The organism is Bradyrhizobium sp. MOS002 (genome assembly GCF_003020115.1).
GTDB lineage: Bacteria > Pseudomonadota > Alphaproteobacteria > Rhizobiales > Xanthobacteraceae > Bradyrhizobium.
Genome location: NZ_PYFX01000058.1, coordinates 1 through 3,156, shown reverse-complemented (window position 1 = coordinate 3,156; position 3,156 = coordinate 1). Strand labels below are relative to the sequence as shown.

The window sequence follows — 3,156 nt, the reverse complement described above, 5'->3', positions numbered from 1 at the left end:
CCTCCTCCAAGCTCGGTCTTAAAGTGTCTGTCTCTTTGGTCTGTATTGCTGTCCATTGCGTGGCCCGAGAGCATCATCAATCTGTGGAAACGAAACCGCTCGCCCCGCGTCACAATTAGGGCAACAGCTTAGACAAATGTGGTTCAGGCGATTTGCAAGCGGAGATAGCGCATAATTTTTTGTGCTTTTCTGTGACATCGCCGGGAGCTGTTGGGTGCGCTCAGTCCTTCGCCAGCGATCAAATGACGCCCGAACTGATGCGGCGACCTGTAGGCCTGTGCGCATGACCCCGGCCTTCCTCGCGTCAGTTTGGAGACGCACATGCGATACAGTGCTGCCGAGATCAATCCGGGCCATGATCGCGCTCGCGACGCTCGTTCTGCTTGCGTCCGGCGCCGTGGTTGAGAGGGCGACCGCCCAAGCCTGTAGCGTCGCAGGCTCTACCGTCACGCTCACCAGCGGATCTTGTACCATTGCTCCCGATACCGTTCTCAACGGCTCGCCTGCGGTTCACGCGCTCACCAGCGCCAACATCACCACCAGTAACGTCAATATCAATCCTTTCAACGGCGGAAGCACCGGTGGTTTGGCCGAAACCAACGGCACGATCACCTTCAGTTCCGGATCCAGCATCAATGGCAACTGGGCCATCGCTGCGTCAGCGCAAAGCGGCGGTCAGATCATTTTCCGAACGGGGGCGGCCATCAACACGCCCTTCGGCGGCGGAGGCACTGCACTCCTTGCCAATGGAGCGAACAGCCAAATCAGCGCGACCGGTCTCTCAGTAAGTCTCAACGGCGCAGGGGCCAACGTAGCCGCGAAGGCGACCAATGGCGGCACCATCAACCTGATAAGCGGTAATTCAATCGGTTACGCGGCTGGGGGAGGTGGCAATACCGGTCTTTGGGCAACCGGCGCCGGCAGCCAGATTTTATTGACGGGTACGACCTTATCGATGCCGGGTGGTGGTGGTGGCGACATCGGCGCGAAGGCGGAAACAGGTAGCAAAGTGAGTTTGACCGGCGGCAGTGTCACCGTCAGTGGAAACGGCGGGGGAGAGACGGGACTTCTGGCGACTGGCACTGGGAGTACGATTACAGCAAACAACGTAGTCGTCAGCGTTAGTGGAGGCGGCGGTAACGCCGGGGTGAGTTCAGCGAACGGCGCCGGCATCATGACGACCGGCGGTTCGGTATCTGACGTCAACGGCGCAGGCGGCCGGCTTCAGAACGGCGGCAGCGTGACGATGGCCGGCACTAACGTGACGGCTTCGGGGAATGGCGGCATCGGCTTTCTTTTCAACAACGGCGGCGCCGCCAACACGTTGCAGTACAGCAATGCGACGATTATGGCGAGCGAGGCTTCCTTCTTGGTGCAGGGCGCCACTGCCAACATCAATCTCAGCAACACGATCGCGACTGCGAACAACAACACCCTGCTCGACACGAACTCGTCCGGCAACACGACGTTCAACGCTCAAGGGGCGACCTTGCAAGGAGTGATCTCGACGCAGGGCGGCAGTATGAGCACGGTAAATCTTACGCAAAATACCATCTGGATGATGACCGGGAGTTCGACGGCAACAACCGTCATCAACGACAACAGTCACATCATCTACACCGCGCCGACCGGGGATCCCACGCAACTGTCGAGTTACAAGACGCTAACCGCGGGCAACTACGTGGGCGCGAACGGCACAATCGGGCTCAATACGTTTCTCGGCCCCGACGGCTCGCCTTCGGACAGGCTCATCATCAACGGAGGCAGCGCGACCGGCAATTCCATCTTGCACATCACCAATGCGGGTGGCCCCGGCGCAGAGACGGTGGCGAATGGCATCGCGGTGGTACAGGTAATCAACAACGGTACAACGGTGCCCGGTGCCTTCGCGCTCGCCGGCGAGGTGCGCGGCGGCGCCTTCGACTATTTTCTTTTCCGTGGAGGCCTCGGCGGCAGCAGTCCAAACGACTGGTTTCTCCGCTCGACCTTCGTCGTCCCCCCGGAGCCGATCGAGCCGCCAACAGTGCCGCTCGTGCCACTCGGACCGGCACTACCAACCAATCCGCCCCCTGGGACGCTCCCCCCGGGTATCTACCCAATCATCGGACCGGAGATTGCGACCTACGGCGTGGTCCAGCCGATCGCCCGGCAATTAGGAATAACGACGCTCGGCACCTTGCATGAGCGCACCGGTGATACCCTGCTTAATGCTAATTTGGGGACGCCTTGCGCTGCCGACGGCAACACGGCGAATGGGATGTCGCGCAAGGTGCCGGTGAAAGCGCCGACCGATTGCCGGAGCGCCGGCTGGGCGCCCTCAGTCTGGGGGCGAGTCTTAGGCCAGCGGATCGACAACCACTACAGGGCATTCGCGGATCCGCGGGCCTCCGGCCAGGTGCTGGGCTTTCAGACCGGCCTCGATCTGTGGCGGGGCGAATCGATACCGGGCCATCGCGATGCCGGAGGCATTTATGTCGGATATGCCAATGCCAATGTCGATGTGAGCGGCCTCGTCACTAACGAAGCAGCGACCGGCTACATGCTCCGTCACACCGGCGGTCTCAATCTCAATGCATGGTCAGGCGGCGCTTACTGGACGCATTACGGCCCGAATGACTGGTACCTTGACGCGGTGGCGCAGGCGACGCGCTACGAAGGCGCGGCGTCCACGCAATTCGCCAGCCTTTCGACCACCGGCTTCGGCTTCGTCTCGTCGATGGAGACGGGCTATCCGATTCGGCTGCCGATGTTCGGACCGGGCTTCGTGCTGGAGCCGCAGGCGCAGATCGTCTGGCAACATGTGTCGTTCGACGACGCCAATGATGGCCTGGGTGCGGTCGCGCTGGGTACCACGTCAGGCACCAGCGGGCGTATCGGCCTGCGCGGCCGATGGACCATCGCCGGCGATAGCGGCCAGGTGTGGCAGCCATACGTGCGCGCCAATCTGTGGCGCGATTGGGGTGCTCGGGCGACCACGACGTATTCCGGCGTCGATCTGGTGCCGCTGTTGGAGCAAGCGAATCGCGTGCAACTGGGCGGTGGCGTGAGCGTGAGGATGAACGCCACTGTCAGCTTCTACGCCAATGCCGACTACCAGTTCTCTGTCGGCGACACCGACGGCGGCAGGCGTAATGGCATTCGCGGAGCGGCTGGCGT

At 61.8% G+C, this 3,156-nt stretch carries 1 protein-coding gene; it reads left to right on the top strand.

Annotation, left to right across the window (positions count from 1 at the left end):
* Positions 1-355: 355 nt before the first annotated feature.
* Positions 356-3,156, top strand: a 2,801-nt coding sequence (locus C7G41_RS36760) for an autotransporter outer membrane beta-barrel domain-containing protein (protein ID WP_106947067.1), incomplete at its 3' end; no start/stop codon positions are given.